Genomic DNA, 20,445 nt, shown 5'->3' with positions numbered 1-20,445 from the left:
GCTCTGTGCCAACGATCGCAAGAGAGGTCCCTCGCGCATCAACTTCGCCAAGATCGCCCTTGGTGCCCGTCGAGGAGCGTGCCGAGGGGGCCGATCGCCGCGCCCTCCCGGCGGGCCTGTCCCAAGGCGTGGTCGAGGGTGTCCAGCCGGCGGTCCCAGGCGAGGTCGTCAGCGCCGAGCTGATTGTGCCACAGGATCACGGCGCACCCGCCCGCCTCCCGGGCGCCAGCGACGACGGCCGCGAGCGCGGCGGCCTGGGCGTCGGCGTCGAGGCGTCGGTACGTCGTCAGCGTCGTGTCCATGATCCCCAGCGGCATCTCCCACAGGTCGGCCGGGCGCCCGGCGTCGAGGTCGAAGAGCCGGAACGGGTGGGCGGTGCCGCGCCGGAAGCCGGGGGCGTCGGCCCAGCCGAGTGAGCTGTCCACGCGCACGCCCAGGCCCGCCAGCAGGCGCGGCGTGTCGGGCTCGGACCAGCGCAGGAAGTGGGTCCGCGCCAGCGATGGCGCGTGGCCGACGGCGTCGGCGAACACGGCGCGCTCGGCGGCGAGGCGTGGGCGCGAGGCGTGCGCCCCGTAGCCCGGGTGCCAGCCAATCTCCCCGGGCAACGTCCGGACCCGACCCGCCTCGGCCGCGAGGTCGACGGGCGCGTCCTCGGGCGACCACCGCCCCGGCTTGACAAACCACGTCGCCCCGTCGCCGTGGCGGCGGCCCAGGTCGGCCAAGGCGTCGATGCTGGCGCGGCGGCGGTCGGGCCCGAGCGCACGGCGGACCGCGAGTGACGGGTTGAGCTGGCGCAGCCCGCCCGCGAAGGCGCGGAGCCGGTGGAGCCGGAGCGCGTCGAGGTCGTGGGTGAGGGCGACGGCAAAGGGCGCCCCGGCCCACGTCTGGGGCGCCGACTCGATGCCGTGCTCGCGAAGGGCTTGCGCCAGCGCCCGGCGAACGGCATCGACGGCGGGCCGCGTGGCCTCGCCCGGGCCGTCGAGGCGGGATTGGAGAGAGCTGGCGAACGGCACCCGCCCGTGTACGTCGCGAGCGTCGGACGCCCGCTCTTGCAGGCCCGCCAGCCACCACGCCGCGCTCGCGACCGCGTCGCCCAGCGTCGCCTCACCGGGTGGCCCGACGGGCACCGGCCACCGCTTGCCGTCGACCGCGAGCCACCCGAGTGCGTCCACGGCTGGGGTTCGTGGGCTGGCGAGGTCCGCGAGCGCCCCCGTCGACACGCGGAGCGCGAGGCCGTCGGCGCCGGCCGGGTCGGTCGCCAGCACGACGCGGGCCTCTCCCCTGCCGACCCACTCGGGCACCAAGCCCACGCCACGCAGCAGCTCCTCCAGCCCATAGCGGACCAGAGCCTCCGACTGGGGCACGTCGACACAGCAGGGAAGGGATCGGGGCACGCGAAGAGGAGTCGGTCGCCGGAAGGTGCCACCGCCGGAGCACCGGCGCCAGCGGGCGACCGCCCCCGCTCTAGCTTGGCCGCTCGCCGCCCCCGGATGCATGCGCGCCGCCCTCCTCGCTCTCCTGATCGCCGTCCCGGCCACCGCTCAGGTCAACACCGAGCGCATGCGGCGTCAACTCGGCGACGACGTCCTCTACCTCGCGATTGACGCCTCGGCGGCGGTCGCGCGCGGCAACGCCAACTTCTTGCAGATCGGGTTGGGGGGCCGCGCCGACATCCGGGCGTTCGAGGACGACCTGGCGTTCGTCGTCGGCCGCCTCGACCTCGCTCAGTCCGACGGCGCTTCGTTCGTGGACCGCTCGTTCGTCCACGCCCGCTACAACACCGACCTGGCGCCCCGGCTGGTCTGGGAGACGTTCGTGCAGGTGGAACGCAACGGCCCGCAGCGCTTGCGCGCGCGCACGCTGCTCGGCGCCGGCCTCCGCTACGAGGTGGTCGACCGCGACTCTGTCGGGCTGGCGGCCGGGCTGCTGCCGATGTTCGAGCGCGAGGTGTTGGACGCGGCCCTGGGCGAGCCGACGAGCGTCGTCCGAGCGAGCAGCTACGTCTCGGCGCGGCTCCGCTTCAGGAACGCCGCCCTCTCGACGACGACCTACATCCAGCCGCAGATCGGCGTCCCCGACGACTACCGCGTGCTGACGCAAGCGGCCGTCGAGGTGAGCGTCACGAAGTGGGTGCGGATCCGGGTGCGCGCCGACCTCCGCTACGACAGCCGCCCGCCGATCGGGGTGGAGCCCACCGACTTCCGGATCGAGAACGGGCTGGTGCTCGTAATTCCAGCCGGATAGCCGGGACATTCCAGCCGGATAGCCGGGACTTCACGTCAACTTTCAGGAACGATTGAAAATGGCGCCGGGTACGGCGGACTCCCCCCCGACGCGGACATGCAGGATCTAACCGGCCGAACGGCCCTCATCACTGGCGCCTCGACCGGCATCGGCCGCGCGACGGCGACGGCGCTCGCGGCGCGCGGTGCCCACGTCGCCGTCAACTACCCGACCGACGACGAGCGCGCCAACGCCGACGAGTCGGTCCGGCTGGCCGAGGCCGCCGTCCGGGCCGCGGGCGCCAGCGGGACGGTCGTCGTGGTGCAGGCGGACGTGTCGGACGAGGCCCAGGTGGCCGTGATGTTCGCGGCCGTCGCCGACGCGCTGGGGCCCGTCGACGTGCTCGTCAACAACGCGGGGATCCAGATCGAGGAGCCCGCGAGCCACCTCACGGACCCCGCCGACTTCGACCGCGTGCTCGCGGTCAACCTGCGCGGCGCGTTCCTGTGCTCGCGGCTGGCGCTTCGGGGGTTTCTGGATCGAGCGCCCACCGGCGGGGTCATCGTCAACGTGTCGAGCGTCCACCAGCAGATCCCCCGCCCGCGCTACCTGTCGTACGCGGTGTCGAAGTACGGCCTGCACGGGCTGACCCAGACGCTGGCGCTGGAGTACGCCTCGCGCGGCGTGCGCGTCAACAGCGTCGCCCCGGGGGCCACGCGGACGCCCATCCAGAGCTGGCTCGACGACGAGGACGCGGCGGCCGTGGTCCGGAGCCACATCCCGCAGGACCGGATCGCCGACCCCGCCGAGATCGCCCGGATCATCGCTTTCCTCGCCAGCGACGACGCCGCCTACATCACCGGACAGACCTTGTTCGCCGACGGCGGCCTGACGCTCTACCCCGAGTTCGAAACGCCCTGGAGCGGGTAGTGGGCCGCGGGAGTGAGGACTCTGGCCACCTCCCAACCCGCCTCACCGTTTTCAGAGCGTTCCGATTCCTGCCTTCCTGATTCCTGCCCGCCAATGACCTACGACCTCTGCATCATCGGCGCCGGGGTCGGGGGCGGCGCGCTCGCACAGGCGCTGGCGCCGACGGGCAAGCGGATCCTGCTCCTCAACCGGCTCGGCTCGCTCCCTCGGGAGGCCCGCAACTGGGACCCCGAGGCCATGTTCACGCGCGACGCCTACAAGGCCGACGAGTCGTGGATCGACGAGCGCACCGGCGAGCCCTTCCGGCCCGGGATGTACTACTGGCTCGGCGGCAACACGAAGGTCTACGGCTCGGCGCTGCTCCGCTTCCGGCCCCAAGACTTCGAGCCGCTGCAGACGCTCGACGGCGTCTCGCCCGGGTGGCCGATCTCGTACGCCGACCTCGCCCCGTACTACGACCGCGCCGAGGCGGCCTACCACGTCCACGGCTCGCGCGGCGGCGACCCGTTCGAGCCGCCGGCCGGCGGGCCGTTTCCGCACCCCGCCATCGCGCACGACCCGCGCATCACCGAGGTTGCAGAGGGGCTCCGCCGGCAGGGCGTCCGGGCGTTCGAGCTGCCGATGGGCGTCAAGTTCAGCCACGAGCGGCCGGGCGACGGGCCGTTCGTGCTCCGTGAGACGTTCGCCGCGCTCGGCCGCGCCGCCTTCGACGGCTACCCGGACCTCCTCCACCTCAAGGCCGACGCTGAAGTCGCCTCCGTCGAGCCCGCGGTCGCCTACGACAACGTCGACTTGGTGACGGGCGCCGACGTGACGCGAATCGTCACGGACGCCAGCGGACGGACGGTCACGCACGTCGAGGCAACGGTCGACGGGGAGCCGGTGACGTTCCGGGCCGACGTGTTCGCGCTGTGCGCGGGGGCCATCAACTCGGCCGCGCTCCTGCTCCGGTCGGCCTCCGACGCCCACCCCGATGGGCTGGCGAACGGGTCCGGCCTGGTCGGCCGCCATTTGATGCGGCACCTCACCACGAAGGTCTACACCGTCGCCAGCGCGACGCCGAACCCGACGCGCTTCCAGAAGACGCTGGCGGTCAACGACTTTTACTTCGGGGCCCCCGGCGACCCGCGGTGGGACGGCGTGCCGTTGGGGCACGTCCACCTGATGGGCAAGCACGCCGGGTGGCAGATCCTCCAGGATCTTGGGCCGGGCGCGATGACGCCCGCCGAGGCCGACGCGATCGCCGCCCACTCCGTCGACTGGTGGGCCCAGTCGGAGGACCTGCCGCTCGCCGAGAGCCGCGTCACGCTGGGGCCCGACGGCGGGATCCGCATCCGCTACGTCGAGACAAACCGAGCCTCGCACGACGCGTTGATCGACAAGCTGGTGGCCGCCCTCGAACCGCTCGGCTTCGACCGGACGATCCGTGTCCCGATGCCCATCAACGTGCTCAACCACCAGTGCGGCACGCTCCGCATGGGGACAGACCCGGCCGCAAGCGTGGTGAATGTAGCGGGCCGGGCGCACGACCTCAGCAACCTCTATGTGGCCGACGCGAGCGTCTTCCCGTCGTCGGCGGCGACCAACCCGACGCTGACGATCGCGGCGAACGCGTACCGGGTGGCCGACCACCTCGGGCGAGAGGCGCTCTGAGCCCCCCCCTGGGAGCGCGAAGACGGGGGACCTCGGCCTGATTGGCACTTCCGCGGTCCGGTGCCCCGGAGCGATCTCCTCGACGTGCCCGACTCTGCGCGAGGGGCCCTGTCCCATCGTCCCCAGTCGTGGGCCCCGGCCTCCGGCTCGGGCCGCTCGTTCGTCGAAGGCGAACCCGGCGCGGAGTGGCGGCATTCCCTCGGCCCCTGCCCTCGTCCTCATGGACCCCCACGTTTTCGTCCTGTTCGGTGCCACCGGCGACCTCGCCGCGCTCAAGCTGTTTCCGGCGCTCTTCCACCTCAGCCAGTACGACGGCGCCCCTCCGCAGGCCGTCGTCGGGGTCGGCCGGTCGGACTGGGGCGACGACCGGCTCCAGGACGCGGCGGTCGCCGCGCTCGTCGAGACCGGCGTGGACGAGGGCGACGCGCGAGCCTGGGCGACGGGCGCCCTGCGGTACGCGCGCGTCGAGGCGTACGATCAGCTCGACCCGGTGTACGAGACGGCGCACGCACTGGAGGCCGAGCGCGGGCTCTCCGGCAACCGGGTCTACTACCTCGCCCTGCCCCCCTCGACGTTCCCGGGCACGATCGCGGCGCTCGGCGAGCACGAGGAGGCGCGCGGGACGGTCGGCGAGCACATCCCGGACGACGCGCCCTGGGTGCGGCTCGTCATCGAGAAGCCGTTCGGGCACGACCTCGCCAGCGCGCAGGCGCTCAACCGCGTCGTCCACGAGCACTTCCCCGAGGGCGCCGTCTTCCGGATCGACCACTACCTCGGCAAGGAGACCGTCCAGAACCTGCTCGTCTTCCGGTTCGCGAACGCTTTTTTTGAGTCGGCGTGGAGCCGGCAGGACGTGGAGCGGGTCGAGATCACGGTCGCCGAGACGAACGACGCCGCCGGGCGCGCGGGCTACTTCGACGGGGTCGGGACGCTGCGCGACATGATCCAGAACCACCTGACGCAACTGTTCACGCTCGCGGCGATGGAGCCCCCGGCCCGGCTCGACGCCGAGGGCATCCGGCGCGAGAAGGTGAAGGTGCTCCGCTCGACGCGGACGGCGCGCAGCGACGAGATCGTGCTCGGCCAGTACGGCACGGGCGGCGGCCACGACGAGGGCTACGCCGACCACGAGGGCGTGGGGAAAGACTCGCGCACCGAGACGTTCGCCGCCGTCCGCCTCCACCTCGACAACTGGCGCTGGCAGGGTGTCCCGTTCATCCTGCGGACGGGCAAGCGGATGGCCCAGCGGCTCACCGAGATCGCCGTCGTGTTCCGCCGCCCCCCGGTGACGCTCTTCCAGAACTCCGGCGACTGCGACCCGACCCCGAACGTGCTCCGCTTGCGCTTGCAGCCCGACGAGGGGTTCCGCCTGTCCTTCGACGTCAAGACGCCTGGCGACGGGTTCAACGTCTCGACGCGCGAGCTGACGTTCCGCTACGAAGACACGTTCGGCCCCTTCCCCGACGCCTACGAGACCCTGCTCGGCGACATCGTCGAGGGCGATGCGACCCTGTTCGTCCACGCGGAGGAGGCCGAGGAGGCGTGGCGGATCTACCACACGGTGCTCGACAACCCCGACATCGAGGTGCATCCGTATGAGTCGGGCACGTGGGGGCCGCAAGCCTCCGACCGGTTCGTGGAGGCGCCCCCGCCCGAGCAGACCGGCGAGGACGTGGAGGCCTGCTGACGCGGAACAAATCGACCTCCGGGAGTCAGACCCGTCTCCCGTCTCCCGTCTCCCGTCTCCCGTCTCCCGTCTCCCGTCATGCCCGCAGAGATCGTCGTCCTCCCCACCAAACAGGCCGTCGCCGAGGCCCTGGCCGACCGGACGGCGACCGCGCTCCGAGCCGCCCTCGCACGCGAGCCCCGCGTCACGCTGTGCCTCACGGGCGGGTCGACCCCCGTCCCGGCCTACGAGCGGCTGGCGGCGGCGGAAGACATCGACTGGGGCCGCGTTCATCTCTTCTGGGGGGACGAGCGGTGCGTCGAGCCCGACCACCCCGAGAGCAACTACCGGATGGCAAAGCGGACGCTCATCGACCCGGCCGGCATCCCGGCCTCGAACGTCCACAAGATGCCCGGCGGGTGCCCGCCCGCCGAGGGCGCGGCGGTCTACGAGCAGGCGCTGGAGCAGTTTTTCGGCGACGAGCTCCGGTTCGACGTGCTCCACCTCGGCATGGGCGACGACGGCCACACGGCGTCCCTCTTCCCCGGCACCGCCGCCCTGGGCGTCACCGACCGCCGCGTCGCCGTCGGCCAGGCCCCCCCCTCGGCGGCGGTCCGCGACCGGCTGACGCTGACGTTCCCTACGCTCGCGCACGCCGATCTGTGCCTCGTCGCCGCCGCCGGCGCCGGAAAGCGGGAGGCGTTCGCGGACGTGCTCGATGCCTACGACGGCGACTCTGAGGGGCCGCCCGCCGCACGCGTCCGGGCCGATGGCGAGATGGTGTGGCTGGTGGACCGCGCGATGGCGCAGGGCGAGGACTGAGCGGCCTCCCCGCTGGCGACCCGTTCGGTCTGGAGCGGCTTGGGGTCGCGAAAACCGGCGTCCCGAGGTTAGATCTCGGCTGGTCGCGGGTCTAAGGGAGGGCACCCGCCCACGGCCCGATGCCCACGCCCGACTCCGCCCCTCCCCCGTCGACGGTCGCCGAGCCTGCCGACGCCGTCGCCCGCGTCCCGGAAGCGGCCATTCAGGACGCCTGGGTGCGCGGCCTGTTCGACCCGAGCGCGCTGGCGACGACGGAGGGCGAGCCGGTCGAGATCCTGGCTCGCGGGACCCTCAACACGGATTCCGGGCCGGACGTGACCGGCGTGCACCTCCGGATCGGAGGGCTGCAGTGGGCGGGCGATGTCGAGATCCACACGACTAGCGCGGCCTGGGAGGCGCACGGCCACGACGGCGACCCGGCCTACAACCGCGTCATCCTGCACGTCGTGCTGGCGGCGGACCGCCGAACCGGACTGCTCCGCCGCGAGGGCGGGTCCGCGCTGCCGGAGCTCGTGCTGCTCCCCCATCTCCACGACTCGCTCCGCGCCTTGATCCACGACTTTTACGTCGTCCCCCGCGCGGCCCCGAACTGCTCGGCGCGGTGGGGCGAGGTCCCGGCCGGCGAACGACGTCGCTGGGTCGAAGCGCTGGGCGTGGAGCGGCTCCGCCACCGTGCCGCCGCGCTCGGCCGCGCCTACGGGGCGACGCCCGACCTCGACCGCCTCTTGATCGCCCGCGCATTCCGCGCGCTCGGCTACGAGGCGAACGCCGACGCCTTCGAGGCGCTGGCCGGGCGCGTCGACCTGGGGGCGCTCCGCCAGCAGGCGGGGCCCGAGATTCTCGCCGCCCTGCGGTCGGCCGCGGGGCTTGCGGACGACGGCCTGTTCGCGGATGGCGGCCCCGGGCCTGCCCCGATGCGGCCCGAGGCGTGGAAGCGGGGCGGGCGGCCCGCGAACGCCCCCCGGCGCCGGATCGCTCAGGCCGCGGGGTGGCTCGCGCCCGGCGGCCCCTTCAGCACACACGCCGTCGACGCGCTCGCCGAGGCGCTGGCAGCCTCGACGCGGGCCGCCCTCGACCGGCTCCGCACGCCGACGCCCGACGCCACGCCCGCGCTGGGCCGGACCCGGGCCGTCCGCGTGCTCGCCGATGCCGCCCTCCCGGTTCTCCTCCTCGACGCCGAGTTGCGGGAGAGCCCGGCACGCGAGGCGGCCGTGCTGGCGGCGTACCACGCCCTCCCCCCGGTCGCCGACCGCGTCACCCGGCGCTTTGCCGACGCGGGGCTCACGCCGGAGACGGCGGCCCAGGCCCAGGGCGCGCATCGGCTGGCCCGGGACTTCTGCGACGAGGGTCGGTGCGCGCGGTGTGCCATCGGGCAGGCACTGTACCCGGCGCTGGCGACCGCGTGAAAAGGGCGTCGAGGGCGCTAGGCTGCAACCGGCGCCGCCGTGTGGGGTATCCTCTTTCAACTCCGGCTGAAAGTTCCGTGCCCGACACCCTCGCTCCGCCCCTCGCCGCCGCGCCGCCCCTCGCCGCTGCGCCACTCAGTCTCAAGGAGATCCAGGCGCCGGTCGCCGACGAGCTCAAGACGTTCCGGCGGCACTTCCGCGACGCGATGCGCTCGCGCGTCCGGCTGCTCGACACCGTCGTGCAGTACCTCCTCAAGCGCAAGGGCAAGCAGATCCGGCCGACGCTGGTGTTGCTGGCGGCCGACCTCGCCGGCGGGATCGGCGAGCGGAGCTACCGCGCGGCGACGTTGGTGGAGTTGCTCCACACCGCCACGCTGGTCCACGACGACGTGGTCGACGAAGCGGAGACGCGGCGTGGGGTGGCGTCCATCAACGCGTTGTGGCGCAACAAGGTCGGCGTGCTGCTGGGCGACTACCTGCTGAGCCGCGGCCTGCTGCTGGCGCTGGACGACGGCGACTACGACCTGCTCCACATCACCTCCGACGCGGTCCGCCGGATGTCGGAGGGCGAGCTGCTCCAGATCGAGACGGCCCGCCGGCTCGACATGACCGAGGCGCGCTACTTCCAGATCATCGGGGACAAGACGGGCTCGCTGATCGCGGCGTGCCTCGCGGCTGGCGCCGCCAGCGCCGGCGCCGACGACGAGACGGTCGCCCGGTGCAAAGCGATTGGCGAGACCATCGGGCTGGCGTTCCAGATCCGCGACGACTTGTTCGACTATGACCCGAACGCGGCGGCCGGCAAGCCGGTCGGGCTCGACCTCCAGGACCGCAAGCTGACGCTGCCGCTCATCTTGGCGCTCGACCGCGCCGAGCCGGCGACGGCCAAGCGGATCCGCAAGCTCGTTCGGCGCCGCAAAAAGTCGTCGGCCGAGGTCGCCGAGGTGGTGGCGTTCGTCGAGGCGAGCGGCGGGCTCGCGGCGGCGCGTGGGCAGATGGAGGCGCTGGCGGCCGAGGCCGCCGAGGGCCTGCTCGCGTTCCCACGCTCGGACGCACGCGACGCGCTCGTCGGGTTGTGCGCCTACGTCGTCGCCCGGAAACGCTAGATCGGGCCTCCGCAAACCGGCCGGGGGCGCTACGTTTCGGCTGCTCCCCCCGACTCGATGACGGCCCACCTCCTCGGCACCGGCTCCGCGAACGCCGGCCCCTCCCGAACCACGACGATGCTGGCCATCGAGCACGACGGGCGCACCGTCTTGGTCGACTGTGGAGGCGACGCGGTGCAGCGCCTGGAGGTCTCCGGCCTCGACGCGGCCGCGCTCGATGCGGTGATCCTGACCCACGAGCACCCCGATCACATCTCGGGCTTCCCCCTCCTCATCGAAAAGATGTGGCTGCAGGGCCGACGCGAGCCGATCCCGGTCTACGGCCCCGCCCCCACGTTGGAAAAGGCGCGGGCGTTGTTCGCCGTCTTCAACACGCACAAGTGGGACGGGCTGCCTGAGCGCGCGTACCACCCCGTCGAGATGGCGCCCGGCGCCGACGTGCTCTGCCTGGGCCCGCTCGCGATCACGGCGACGCCGGTGGACCACCCCGTCCCGACGATCGGGTTGCGGTTCGAGGCGGAGGGGGCCGTGCTCGCGTACTCGTGCGACACCGCCGTTTCGGACGCCGTCGTCACGCTCGCGAGCGGCGCCGACGTGTTGATCCATGAGGGGACGGGGGCGCTGGCGGGTGTCCACAGCTCGCCCGCGGAGGCGGCCGGGGTGGCGGCGCGGGCGGGCGCCGGGCGGCTCGTGCTCGTCCACGCACCCCACGACGCCAGCGACGGCGGACTCGGGGAGGCCCGGGCGGTCTTTGGAGCGACGGCCTGGGGCCACGACGGCGACCGGATCGACCTCTAGGCTCGGGGCCCACACGCCACGTTGTCCTCCTGCCCCCCGCTGAGGACAGCGCGAGGCCGAGCGCCCGGCAGGGACGTCAGGGGCTTGATGCGTTGGCGTCGAGATCCCTGGCTACGCCTTCCCTGCGGGGGCGCTGGCGCTTCGGAGGAGAGGTCTGGAGAGTTTCCACCCCGCGCCTAGTCCCGGGGCTCGCGGCGCGGCGGGAAGCACGGCCCGGACGTGCGCGGCTCGCCGGTGCGCGGGTCGTCGGGCAGGATCGCCAGCTCGCGCGTCATCCGCTCCGGGTCCTCGGACGCGCCGTAGACCAGCATCGCCGCCAGCGTGGCGTTCTGCTTGAGGTCGTCGAAGATGATCTTGTCGTAGGTGTCGAGGTTCGTGTGCCACGTGTACTGCCGGTACTCGTCGTAGGGCGACTGCAGACGGAGCACGGGCGCCTCGGCGCAGACGAACGACGTGTGGTCGCTGCCCCGGTTGTTCTGCTCGCCGGGCACCTCGACCGTCACCTGCGCCTGGATCTCGGTCGGGACGGCGGCCATCCACATCGGGAGGTGCGCGGCCGTGTCGAGGAAGCCCTGGCCCTCGATCCGCTCGACCCGCCACGTCCCGTTGTCCTGGTTGAACCCGACCTGCAGCCCGGCGACGACCTCGGGGTGGTCCTCGCGGAACGAGCCCGACCCGATCAGCCCCATCTCCTCGGCGCCCCAGTGGCCGACCAGGATCGTGCGGCGGGGGTTGGGGTAGGTGGCCTTCAGGATGCGCATGGCTTCGAGCATCGTCAGCGTGCCCGTGCCGTTGTCGGTGGCCCCGGTGGCCGCGTGCCACGAGTCGAGGTGGGCGCTGAGCAGGACGTACTCGTCGGGCAGCTCGGTCCCGCGCATCTCGGCGATGACGTTGAACTGCGGGACGATTCCCAGGTCTTCGGCCTCGGCATCAACGCGGATCCGGGGGGCGTGGCCCGAGGCCGCGAGGCGCGCCAGCAGGCCGTAGTCCTCGCACGACACGTCGAGCCCGACGGCGCGCTCGTTGGCGGTGCTGAACACCTTGTTGGCGCCCCACCCGCCCGACCACCGCGAGCCCAGCGTCCCGGCGATGCCGGCCGCTTCGAGCCGCCCGGTCCGCTCGCGGGCGTTGCCGACGGCGTCCCACCGGCGCGACCAGTCCGCCCGCAGGGTGTCGCGCAGGGCGTCGAGCCGCTCGATGGTCTCGGGGCGTGCGTTGGCCGTCATCTCCTGGGCCGCCCGGCACGTCGGCTGGGGGGCGTCGAGCAGCACGAACGCGCCGTCGAGCGTCGCCAGCCACGCGTCGGCGGTCTCGGGCGTGAGGTCGGGGGGCGGCATCACGACGGGGCCCTCGACGGGCCCCCGGGTGGCCGGGCTCCACGCCAGGAGCTCGGCGACGAGCGGCTGGACGCGGGGCGCCGTCATCTCGACGTGCAGGGCGCCGGGCTGCCAGCCGTTCCACGTCCCGTACGCCTCGCGCCGCGCCGGGACGCCCCACTCGGCGTAGGTCTCCAGCAGCCAGTCCTGCGCCTGCGCCAGCCCGGGCGAGCCCGCCAGCCGGGGGCCGATGACGTCGATGAGGTGGTGCGCGAGGGGTTCGGTCTGCGACCGCTCCATGCCCTCGGTCCACATCGCGCGGATCACGGGGTCGTCGGTGGGGAAGTGCTGGGCGCTGGCAGGGGCGGCGAGGGCGACCAGGGCGAGAGCGACGAGGACGGACAGGCGAGGCATCGTGCGGCGTTCGGGTGGGTGGGCCCCAAAGGTAGTGGGCGCGCGTCCCCTCCCCTACGCGGTGGCTCCCAGCCCAGCCGTGGCGTGCCACCGGGTCGCCAGCCGGTCGAGCGGGCTGCGCACGCCGAGCCCGTTGAGCCCGGCGACGTGCGTGTAGACCTGGGTCGTCGCCAGCCGGGCGTGGCCGAGCAATTCCTGCACGGTCCGGATGTCGGTCCCATCCTCCAGCAGATGGGTCGCGAACGAGTGGCGGAGCGTGTGGCAGGTGGCCCGCCGGTCGATGCCCGCACGCCGCGCGGCGCGAGCGACGGCTTTCTGAAGCGTCGACGGGGAGAGGTGGTGCCGATGCGTCAGGCCCGTCCGAGGGTCCTGGCTCAGACGGGGGCTCGGGAAGACGAATTGCCACCCGAAGGCCGTCGCCGCACCGGGATGCTTGCGGAGGTAGGCACGCGGAAGCGAGGCCCGCCCCTCCCCCGCTGCGAGGTCGGCACGGTGGAGCACGCGAGCCCGTTCGATCTGGGCCACGAGCGCCGCAACCGTCGCCTCGGGCATGACAGCGGGCCGGTCCCGGTCGCCCTTGCCGCGCCGGATCGTGAGTTGGCGCCTCTCCACGTCCAGATCCTTGACACGGAGGCGCAAGGCCCCCCTCAAGCGCAGCCCGGCGCCGTACAGCAGACGGGCGACGAGGGCCGGGGTCCCGTCGAGTTCGCCGAGCAGGGCCGCCACCTCCGAGCGAGACAGCACGGTGGGGAGCCGCGCCGGCTTTCGAACGCGGACGAGCCCGGCGAGGTCGGCCAGCGGACGGCCGAGCACAGCGTCGTACAGGAACAGGAGGGCCGAGAGCGCCTGTGACTGTGTGCTCGCGGCGACGCCCCGGTCATTCGCGAGGTGGTTGAGGAACGGGTGACGTCGGGCTCCGCAAGCTCCCGAGGATGCCGCCATTGCCCGGCTGCCCGAGCAGAGAACCGGAGGTAGCGCTCGACCCAGCGGACGTAGGTCTGTTCGGTGCGGTAGCTCATTTGCCGCAGTCGCAGAGCAGAGCGGGTGGCCTCCAGGAGGTCGGACATCGGAGCGTGGGGCGCGTACGCGATATGTACGCATTCCGCCTCTTATGCCGACTGGCGGGGTCTATATTTACCGAATCCGCCCGTTCTGCCGACTGGCCGTCGGGTGAAGTACTGGTTCTACGGCGCTCCTCCGTCCACTATAGCGCTTTCGCTGTCTGTGACACTTCCTGAGCTGCTCACCGCGTCTGAAGGATCCGACACGTGCCTCTCATTCGAGCGAGACCAGAGGCTCGACGAGTACGGCGCTGTCCGGTACGTTCGCTTTCGAGCCCGGTGCGGGCGTTTCGCAGGAGGAGCGGACGGACATATCGACTCACGCTCCTTGGAACGATGGGTGGATCGTCTGGAGTCGCTCGGCATCGGCGATGACCGAAACCGAGACGCGGAGTTCTGGACGGAGGACCCGTATGTCTCGATCCGAGCCAGGGTGACGGGGGTGGGCAATGGCAACAGCGTGCGCGCCTTGGTGGAGTTCGAGGCCGACGACAGGGGCCACGGGGACCATCTGTCGGAGGGCGGCAAGGTCTGTCTCTCGTTCTATTGTGGAGTCTCGGCACTGCACCGGCTAGGCCGCGCGGTTCGGTGGTGGTCGGAGTCTGGTGACGAACCGCTCATCTGGACCCCCGCGCCGTAGAACCCGCGCTTGCAGGCCGACCGGGAGTGCCAGCGTTCTCGGCTCGTTCGAGCGCACCGCCAGTCATAGCTTCGTCCCACCGCTGCGCCGTCACCTCTCGGCGGCTGAAGCGCCCTCTGTTCTGCCGCCTATCATCTAACCCCATGCACGGCCCTACAGCGGCACTCCTAGTGTCGGCGGTCGAGAGCGGCGCCGCGAGCCTCGTCACTGAGCTCTTGGTCAGCGGGGCGGACCCGAACACGACGTTCGACGACGACCGCCCGCCCAACGCGGCGTGGGGAGACGCCGACGGGATGAGGTACCCAGGGAGGGGCCGGCCTGTCCTCCACCTGGCCGTTCTGTGCCGCCATGAGCCCGTTGTCCGCGTCCTCCTCGAACGCGGAGCGACGGTTGACCTGGAGGATCAAGGCGAGCTCACGGCCCTCGTCCTTGCAGTGCGCACGGAGCAGGTCAACGTGGTCCGGACGCTCCTTGAGTGGGGCGCGTCCCCGGAGGCCCTGTACCCTGGAGGGAGGCTGATCCATCTGCCGTTGCTCTTCTGGGTCGCGGGGGCGGCGAACCTGAACGATGGCGCAGCTGCCGAACTCATCGCCCTCTTCGCCGAGTTCGGGGCGGACGTGGAGGGCGGTGCAGAAAAGGGCGAGGCTACGCCGCTGATGGCCGCTGCCAGCAAGTCTTGCCTCCCCTGTGTCGAGGCCTTGCTCCGGGCGGGGGCCGACCCGAACCGGGCGACAGCGGAGGGCCACACGGCCCTGACGGCGTCGTTCCGAACGAGCATGACGGGGTACTCCCGAAGGCGAAGGGAGGGAAGAGCCGTCGGTCAGGCCCTCATCAACGGGGGGAGCGACCCTGGGGCCGGTTTCAATCCGGTCATGCTGGCCGCTCAGCAGGGCCGGAGCAAGTGGGTCCGCGCGGCTCTCAAGGCCGGCGTGCCCGTCGACCGCGCGCTGCCTGACGGCCGGACGGCCCTCCACCTCGCTGCGGCAGGCGGGTTCATCGCCGTCGTGCGGGCGCTCCTCGAGGCGGGGGCGGACCCGAACGCGACGGACCGGGACGGGCGGACGGCGCTGTCAATGGCCCTCGAAGAGGGGGCCGGCTCGACCGTGTGGGACCGGTCTCGTCCGGTCGAGTCGGACGTCGGGGCAACGATCCGGGTGCTCGAACTGGCTGCATAGCCGGCCGGCGGCAGAACCCGCCTCTGCAGGCGGACCGAGGGCGTCAGCGTTCTCGCGCTGCTTGAGCGCCGCCGTCTCTGCCGCTCGCCCTACCTTCGTGCTGTCCGCCCTCGGCCGCTGAGCGGCCCTTGTTAGCCCGCCCTGCCAACGTGGGTGTCTACTGCACGCTCTCATTTTACTACTCTAGAGATCGAATGGCGAAGGCCCTCCGGACTCTAGAGGCGTGCTGCACCCCGTTCGCACCCGACCTCTCGACCGCCCGCCAGTTCGTCCTCGGCGGCGAGGTCGCGACTGTCACGTCCCAGCCCGTCAGCGCGAGCTATGTGGGTCCCGACCGGTACCACGAGTCGTGGGTCAGCTACGAGGACGACCCGCTCCTCGGGCGCTTCAAAGGAACCGTCGTGGACTTCGACACCGTCCCGGAGCGAGCCGACGGGGTCCACGTCCTGTACGACACGACCCTCGTGTTGCCTGAGGTCCCGGTGCTCCCCTCTATCGTAACTCTCGCCGACTGGCAGCTCGAGTCCGAGCGCCGGGGCGAGTTCAGCGTCGTCGTCATGGTCTGCACGGAGGGCGACTACGGGTCCATCGACTTGACTTCGTCCACGAAGAGGGGGAACGACTACATCCTCCACTCCCGATCGACTCGGGTCCGGGCGCTCGCGTTCGCCCGCGCGACCGGGGCCCTCCTAGCCTTGGAGGACTGCGAAGGCGCGTGCTACGAGTTGTCCGAAGAGTACACGGGGGCCGGCGGTCGCGAGCCGGACGCGTCGTGGCGGCTTACGACCGCCCTCAGTGCGTTCGGGGCACTGCCCGGTGCGGGCTAACCCGCGCTTGCAGGCCGACCGAGCGCGTCCGGGCTCTCGCGCTATCCGGCCGCCGGCGTATCCTCCACTCTGGTCCACCTTCACCGCCTCACCCCTCGGCGGCTGAAGCGCCTTCTGTTACACCGCGCTACCACCATGCTGGACTCTCGCACATTCGATCCCTGGATCGGGCCACGATACGAGAGCGAGGGGCTGGACGCGTTGAAGCTGCTCATCGTCGGTGAGTCTCACTACGGCCCTGCTGGAAACGAGGACGCAGACTTTACCCGGCGTGTAGTCCAGAGCCAGGGGCGAGGCGAGCGCTACCGCCTTTTCACCGCGACCGCTAAGCTGGTTCTCGGACAGGACGACATCAGCGATACGGAGCGCGTGTCGTTTTGGGACCGCGTGGCCTTCGTCAACTACGTCCAAGAGTTCGTTACCGAGGATGCTCAGGATCGCGCCCGGCCGTCTGAAGACGCTTGGGCAGAAGCGCGGGAGCCATTCCTCGCCACTGTCGAAGATGTGAGTCCGGACGCCGTTCTGGTTCTCGGGAAGGAGCTTGGTAGCCGACTGCCCGATTTGTCAGTCCCTGTCCATGTCGTCAACCATCCGTCGCGGTTTTTCGCTCGTTCGAAGTGGCAACCCGGCGTCCAGAGCTTCCTCGCTTCTGCCCGCGCGGTGTAACCGCAAACTGTTATGCCGCGCTACCTATCTCAGTCAAATGGATTCGATCGAGCGAGTTCCAGTTGACGAGGAGGAGGTTCGAGCCTTCCGAAGTGAAGACCAGCACACAGGGCTCGCCTTCGATTTGTTGAGAGAGACAATCCAACTTGTCTTTCTCCTAGCCGAACTTCGACCGGGCAACGGCGGTGCCTGGGACAGAAATGACGCGATTCTATGCGGACACATGGTCCGCTTCGGGAAGCTTCTTGGTGGGATGCTGTCCGAGCTGTCGCGTAAACGGCAGGAGCTGGCTAGCCTTTACCTTCGCCTGTCGGCTGAGTGCGCCATCAACTTGATGTACTTGATCAAGAAGGACTCGGACGATGTGTACGAATCGTATGTAAGGTATTCGCTTCGGCACGAGAAATCTCTTCTGGAGAGGATTCAGTCGAGTGTAGACGAGCGGGACGGCAGCGAGCTTCCGATCGAACGGAGGATGCGAGAGTCCATATTGGAGTCCTTCATGTCCGCCGGAGTCAATCGAGAGGACGTAGACTCGTCGGAGCGTACCAACTGGGGCGGAGACTCCATCTACGGTCGCTGCAACGCTGTGGGACTTCAGTCGCTTTACCTCGCCATTTTTTCCGGTGGCTCCCACTTCATCCATGGAAACTGGCAAGACCTCTTTGACTCCCACCTAGTACAGCGCGACGATGGCCTCTTCCTTCCGAACACGGATTGGGGACGCCCCAGACCACAACTGATCAACCTTAGCAGCCGATTGGCTGTCGAGGCAATGCGATCGTACTTGGGACACCTAGACGCGGAGCTTCGCGTGGATGCGGAGCCAACTCTCCAAGATCTGTTCGACAGAGTTCACTTCGCCGATTATCTGCATGAGGAATATATAATTGCTCGCCGCGCGGCATAACTCGCCGCTGCAGGCCGACCTTTGGCGCCAGCGCTCTCAACTCCTGCGGGAGTCCGCGCTATCATTGCCCGTCCCTTGACTCCGCGCCCTCAGCCAAAGGCGGCTGAGCGGCCCCCTGTTCTACGGCGCTCCCATATAGCAAACCCCATTCTGTATGACCCTAGCTGACCTAGCCTCCGAGTCTGAGGGTACCGAGGTGTGCCTCTCTTTGGAGCGCCTTCGGCATTGGGACTATGAGGGCATGTGGCACATCCTCATCCAGGCCCGGAACGGGCGAACGGCGGGGGGAGCAGAAGGCTTTGTCGACCCAAACAAACTTGGGGAGTGGGGCGATTCGCTGGCGGCTCTCGGGATCGGCCATGATGACGAAGCGGAGGCCGTGATGGACCTCGGTGTCCGAGGCGGACTACCCCACAAGCTGCGCATACAGGCAGCCGTGAGAGGCGGTAAGGGGAATGTCCCCCACGCACGCATCGACTTCGAATCGGACGATTATGACGAGTCGAAAGGCGCGACGACGCAGTTGGTGTTCTGGTGTGAGGTGAAGGAGTTGAACCGCCTCGGCCGAGCTGTCCGGTGGTGGTCCGAGGCTGGCGAGACCCCGCTCGTCTGGACCCCCGCGCCGTAGAACCCGCCACTGCATGCCGACACAACGCTTCAGCGCCATTGCCTCGTTCTACCGCCAGCGTCTACGTTGCCTCGTCCAACCGCTCTGCCGCGTTGTGCGGCTGAGCGGCCATTTGTTCTGACGCCTCCGATCACCTCAGCCCAACTGAGACCATGACGAAGAACTCCTCCTTCGACATCCCCCTCTCGGTCAGCCTCGTGGGAGGGATCGTAGCCGGCATGGCTGCCTACTGGTTCATCCGAGGCGACTATGCGGACCACTCGACTCTCCGCGCGGTGCTCGTCGGGGGCCAGTTCCTACTCGGGGTCGCCCTCGCCGTGTACGGCTGGCGGAAGCACTCGGCGGTCGCCGGTTCGCCAGGGCGGCAGAACCCGCCGCTGTAGGCCGACCCGGGGCGTGAGCGCCCTTGCTTCGGCCGTTCGCTGGCGTCTACGTTGCTCGTCCGAACCATCCCGCCAGTCGCCCTGGGCCGCCAGTCGCCCTGGGCCGCTAAGCGGCCCCCTGTTCTACCGCGCTCACACACCCTCTATGTCCTTCACCGCACGTCTGGAACTCCACGGCAAGACCGCGACCGGAATCGAGGTTCCGGCCGATGCCGTCGAGGCGCTCGGCTCGCACAAGCGACCGCCCGTTCGGGTCACCCTCAACGGGTACTCGTACCGGAGCACCATCGCTCCCCGGGGCGGCAAGTACATGCTCCCCGTCAGCGCGGAGCGCCGCGAGGCGGCCGGGGTCGAGGCGGGGGATGAGGTCGAGGTCTCGCTGGCGCTCGACACGGCGCCGCGGGAGGTCGAGGTCCCGTCCGACCTCGCGGCCGCGATGGCCGAGGACCCCGCTGCCCGCGAGCGGTTCGACGCCTTGTCCTACAGCAAACAGCGGGGGCACGTCCTCTCGGTCGAGGGGGCGAAGGCGGCCGACACCCGGCGGCGGCGGATCGAGAAGGTGTTGGGAGCTCTACGAGAGGGCTAGGGCGCGGGCGCGGTAGAACCCGCCACTGCAGGCCGACCGTGGGCTTCAGCGTCCTCGCGCGTGTGCGATTCGGCGCCTACATTCGCTCGCACACTCCTCGTGCCCTCAGCCCCCGGCGGCTGAGCGGCCAGCTGTTCTGCGGCATGCCCGCATCTCCCAGCCCTCCTCTGGCCGTGGCCGATACGACTCAGCAGCAGTACCGCACTCTCGCCAAGACGACGCGCGTGATCGCGGGGCTCGTATTCGCGGCAGCCGTAGTCGTGCTCCTCGTCCGAGTCGTGCTTGACCGCTCGGTCCTTCCGATTCTGCCCGCGGTGCTTCTCCTCTGTGTTGCCGGGGCCGGGCTTCTGATCACCAGCGGCGGGGCTAAGAAGAAAGCGGACGAGATGGAAGGCCACGCGTAAGGGAGCCATAAGCACGCCGCAGAACCCGCCGCTGTAGGCCGACCCGGGGCGTGAGCGCCCTTGCTTCGGCCGATCGCTGGCGTCTACGTTGCTCGTCCGAACCATCCCGCCAGTCGCCCTGGGCCGCTAAGCGGCCCCCTGTTCTGCCGCCCGCTCTCGTCTCTGGCAACTCTCGTTGCTCCCCGTCGTCCGAACCCGCCGACGCTCTCATCAACACCTTGCAGAAGCTAATGAGCACGTATCCGAAAACTTTTTCCCACATCGGCCTTTCGGTCCCCGATGTCGAGGCCGCCGTCACGTTCTACAGTGAGGTCATGGGGTGGTATACCCTCTTTGAGCCAACCGTCGTCACCGAGGAGAGCGACACGGCCATCGGACAGATGTGCATCGACGTGTTCGGCACAGGCTGGGGCTCGTTCAAGATCGCCCACATGTCGACGGGTGACAAAATTGGCATCGAGATATTTGAATTCCAGAACAACGAGAAGCCGGAGAGCTTCGAGTATTGGAAGACGGGCACGTTTCACTTCTGCATCCAGGACCCAGACATCGAGGGGCTCGTCGAGAAGATCCTGGCCCACGGTGGCAAGCAGCGGATGCCGATCCGGGAGTACTACCCCGACGAGAAGCCCTTCAAGATGGTCTACATGGAGGACCCGTTCGGCCTCGTGTTCGAGATCTACTCCCACAGCTACGAGCTGACGTACTCCCAGGGGGCGTATTGACCTCTGGTGTGGCGCCCCCTCTGGGCGGCAGAACCCGCCGCAGCACGCCGACGCTGGGCTTCACCGCCTTGCCCGTGTACATGTCGGGGCCTACTTTTCCACTGTC

General features: G+C 70.3%; 20 protein-coding genes and 1 pseudogene. 17 read left to right on the top strand and 4 right to left on the bottom strand.

Annotated features, from left to right (window positions below):
* Positions 1-38: 38 nt before the first annotated feature.
* Complete coding sequence (locus ACLII4_RS09875) at positions 39-1,364, bottom strand: hypothetical protein (RefSeq protein ID WP_412067226.1); 1,326 nt, start codon at positions 1,362-1,364, stop codon at positions 39-41.
* Between the two features lie 130 nt (positions 1,365-1,494).
* Here ACLII4_RS09875 and ACLII4_RS09870 point away from each other — a divergent pair, with 130 nt between their 5' ends.
* The 8 genes from ACLII4_RS09870 to ACLII4_RS09835 all read left to right on the top strand — a co-directional run bounded on the left by ACLII4_RS09870 (position 1,495) and on the right by ACLII4_RS09835 (position 10,604).
* Positions 1,495-2,244: a DUF481 domain-containing protein gene (locus ACLII4_RS09870; RefSeq protein ID WP_412067225.1), complete on the top strand. Its 750-nt coding sequence runs from the start codon at positions 1,495-1,497 to the stop codon at positions 2,242-2,244.
* A gap of 96 nt (positions 2,245-2,340) precedes the next feature.
* Positions 2,341-3,153: an SDR family oxidoreductase gene (locus ACLII4_RS09865; RefSeq protein ID WP_412067224.1), complete on the top strand. Its 813-nt coding sequence runs from the start codon at positions 2,341-2,343 to the stop codon at positions 3,151-3,153.
* Positions 3,154-3,246: 93 nt separating this feature from the next.
* On the top strand, positions 3,247-4,806 hold the full coding sequence (locus ACLII4_RS09860) for a GMC oxidoreductase (protein ID WP_412067223.1): 1,560 nt from the start codon (positions 3,247-3,249) through the stop codon (positions 4,804-4,806).
* 220 nt (positions 4,807-5,026) lie between these two features.
* Complete coding sequence (zwf, locus tag ACLII4_RS09855; protein ID WP_412067222.1) at positions 5,027-6,493, top strand: glucose-6-phosphate dehydrogenase; 1,467 nt, start codon at positions 5,027-5,029, stop codon at positions 6,491-6,493.
* A gap of 78 nt (positions 6,494-6,571) precedes the next feature.
* Positions 6,572-7,294 carry a 6-phosphogluconolactonase gene (pgl, locus tag ACLII4_RS09850; RefSeq protein WP_412067221.1) on the top strand — a complete coding sequence of 241 codons (723 nt, stop codon included), beginning with the start codon at positions 6,572-6,574 and terminating at the stop codon, positions 7,292-7,294.
* A 119-nt stretch (positions 7,295-7,413) separates the two neighbouring features.
* Positions 7,414-8,700 carry a DUF2851 family protein gene (locus ACLII4_RS09845; protein WP_412067220.1) on the top strand — a complete coding sequence of 429 codons (1,287 nt, stop codon included), beginning with the start codon at positions 7,414-7,416 and terminating at the stop codon, positions 8,698-8,700.
* 77 nt (positions 8,701-8,777) lie between these two features.
* The gene (locus tag ACLII4_RS09840) at positions 8,778-9,806 is read left to right on the top strand and encodes a polyprenyl synthetase family protein (RefSeq protein WP_412067219.1); all 1,029 of its coding nucleotides are present in this window, start codon (positions 8,778-8,780) and stop codon (positions 9,804-9,806) included.
* A 57-nt stretch (positions 9,807-9,863) separates the two neighbouring features.
* Positions 9,864-10,604, top strand: coding sequence for an MBL fold metallo-hydrolase (locus tag ACLII4_RS09835; RefSeq protein WP_412067218.1), 741 nt, complete (start codon positions 9,864-9,866; stop codon positions 10,602-10,604).
* 176 nt (positions 10,605-10,780) lie between these two features.
* On the opposite strand, the gene ACLII4_RS09830 is transcribed toward ACLII4_RS09835, so the two are convergent.
* The 3 genes and pseudogenes from ACLII4_RS09830 to ACLII4_RS09820 form a co-directional block, all read right to left on the bottom strand.
* A complete protein-coding gene (locus ACLII4_RS09830; RefSeq protein ID WP_412067217.1) occupies positions 10,781-12,334 on the bottom strand; it encodes a M20/M25/M40 family metallo-hydrolase in 1,554 nt (517 codons plus the stop codon).
* Positions 12,335-12,388: 54 nt separating this feature from the next.
* The gene (locus tag ACLII4_RS09825) at positions 12,389-13,276 is read right to left on the bottom strand and encodes an integron integrase (protein WP_412067216.1); all 888 of its coding nucleotides are present in this window, start codon (positions 13,274-13,276) and stop codon (positions 12,389-12,391) included.
* Between the two features lie 20 nt (positions 13,277-13,296).
* Positions 13,297-13,353: pseudogene (locus tag ACLII4_RS09820) on the bottom strand (integrase); the annotation flags it as partial.
* Positions 13,354-14,178: 825 nt separating this feature from the next.
* Here ACLII4_RS09820 and ACLII4_RS09815 point away from each other — a divergent pair.
* The 9 genes from ACLII4_RS09815 to ACLII4_RS09775 all read left to right on the top strand — a co-directional run bounded on the left by ACLII4_RS09815 (position 14,179) and on the right by ACLII4_RS09775 (position 20,339).
* A complete protein-coding gene (locus tag ACLII4_RS09815; protein ID WP_412067215.1) occupies positions 14,179-15,210 on the top strand; it encodes an ankyrin repeat domain-containing protein in 1,032 nt (343 codons plus the stop codon).
* A gap of 194 nt (positions 15,211-15,404) precedes the next feature.
* Positions 15,405-16,037, top strand: coding sequence for a hypothetical protein (locus tag ACLII4_RS09810; RefSeq protein ID WP_412067214.1), 633 nt, complete (start codon positions 15,405-15,407; stop codon positions 16,035-16,037).
* Between the two features lie 135 nt (positions 16,038-16,172).
* Positions 16,173-16,703, top strand: coding sequence for a hypothetical protein (locus ACLII4_RS09805; protein ID WP_412067213.1), 531 nt, complete (start codon positions 16,173-16,175; stop codon positions 16,701-16,703).
* A gap of 37 nt (positions 16,704-16,740) precedes the next feature.
* Entirely contained in the window at positions 16,741-17,613 is an 873-nt protein-coding gene (locus ACLII4_RS09800; protein WP_412067212.1) for a DUF5677 domain-containing protein, read from the top strand.
* 154 nt (positions 17,614-17,767) lie between these two features.
* Positions 17,768-18,241 carry a hypothetical protein gene (locus ACLII4_RS09795; protein ID WP_412067211.1) on the top strand — a complete coding sequence of 158 codons (474 nt, stop codon included), beginning with the start codon at positions 17,768-17,770 and terminating at the stop codon, positions 18,239-18,241.
* Between the two features lie 152 nt (positions 18,242-18,393).
* Positions 18,394-18,624: a hypothetical protein gene (locus tag ACLII4_RS09790; RefSeq protein WP_412067210.1), complete on the top strand. Its 231-nt coding sequence runs from the start codon at positions 18,394-18,396 to the stop codon at positions 18,622-18,624.
* A gap of 145 nt (positions 18,625-18,769) precedes the next feature.
* Positions 18,770-19,210 carry a YdeI/OmpD-associated family protein gene (locus ACLII4_RS09785; RefSeq protein WP_412067209.1) on the top strand — a complete coding sequence of 147 codons (441 nt, stop codon included), beginning with the start codon at positions 18,770-18,772 and terminating at the stop codon, positions 19,208-19,210.
* 173 nt (positions 19,211-19,383) lie between these two features.
* Positions 19,384-19,614: a hypothetical protein gene (locus ACLII4_RS09780; protein ID WP_412067208.1), complete on the top strand. Its 231-nt coding sequence runs from the start codon at positions 19,384-19,386 to the stop codon at positions 19,612-19,614.
* Positions 19,615-19,844: 230 nt separating this feature from the next.
* Positions 19,845-20,339 (top strand): lactoylglutathione lyase family protein, encoded by a 495-nt coding sequence (locus ACLII4_RS09775; RefSeq protein WP_412067207.1) that lies wholly within the window; start codon positions 19,845-19,847, stop codon positions 20,337-20,339.
* The last annotated feature ends 106 nt before the right edge of the window (positions 20,340-20,445 follow it).

The organism is Rubrivirga aquatilis (assembly GCF_046845665.1).
GTDB lineage: Bacteria > Bacteroidota > Rhodothermia > Rhodothermales > Rubricoccaceae > Rubrivirga.
Note: the sequence above shows the minus strand (reverse complement) of the source record. Positions and strands in the feature narration are given on the sequence as shown.